Raw genomic sequence first — 507 nt, forward strand, 5'->3', positions numbered from 1 at the left:
CATGCCGCCAAAGTCCGCCGCCGCGGCCTTCAGTGGACAGGTGGGATCGGCCGGGTAGGCACCCGCCTTCGCGTACTTCGAGTCGCAGTCAATCTGCGCATGTGCGCGGGGCGCCGCGAACCACGAAAGCAGAACGAACAGCAGCAGCAGGACGGCCCGCTGCACGGGCTGCCGGCGCAGGCCGGCCGGGTAGGTGATGGGCATGATGTGCATGGGGAAAAGCGGCAGGGACAATGGCAACGAAAAGCGAATAGCGGCACGCAACAGCGAAAGACGGCAAGCGGCGCGTCAACGCCCCGCGCTCTGGTCCGTGTTGAGATCAGCAGCGACACGCGAATCAGCAAGCGGCGGCGAAGCCGAAGAGTCGGCACGAGGCGAGGAAACACGTGCATCGCGGCGGATCGCCGTGAGGTTGCCGGCCGCGTCGTAGTCGTAGTAGGCGGTGTTGCCCGCCACGCTCACCGAGACCAGACGACCGAGCGCGTCGTAGCCGTAGGTGATGTCGTC

1 protein-coding gene and 1 pseudogene are annotated in these 507 nt (G+C 66.5%); both read right to left on the reverse strand.

The genetic code is table 11. From position 1 onward, the window contains the following. Positions 1-204: hypothetical protein (locus D0B32_RS15525; protein ID WP_147329532.1), on the reverse strand; the 204-nt coding region annotated here is incomplete at its 3' end. A gap of 84 nt (positions 205-288) precedes the next feature. Further along, positions 289-507, reverse strand: a pseudogene (locus tag D0B32_RS15530) (hypothetical protein); the annotation flags it as partial.

Source organism: Paraburkholderia sp. DHOC27, assembly GCF_003429005.1.
Lineage (GTDB): Bacteria > Pseudomonadota > Gammaproteobacteria > Burkholderiales > Burkholderiaceae > Paraburkholderia.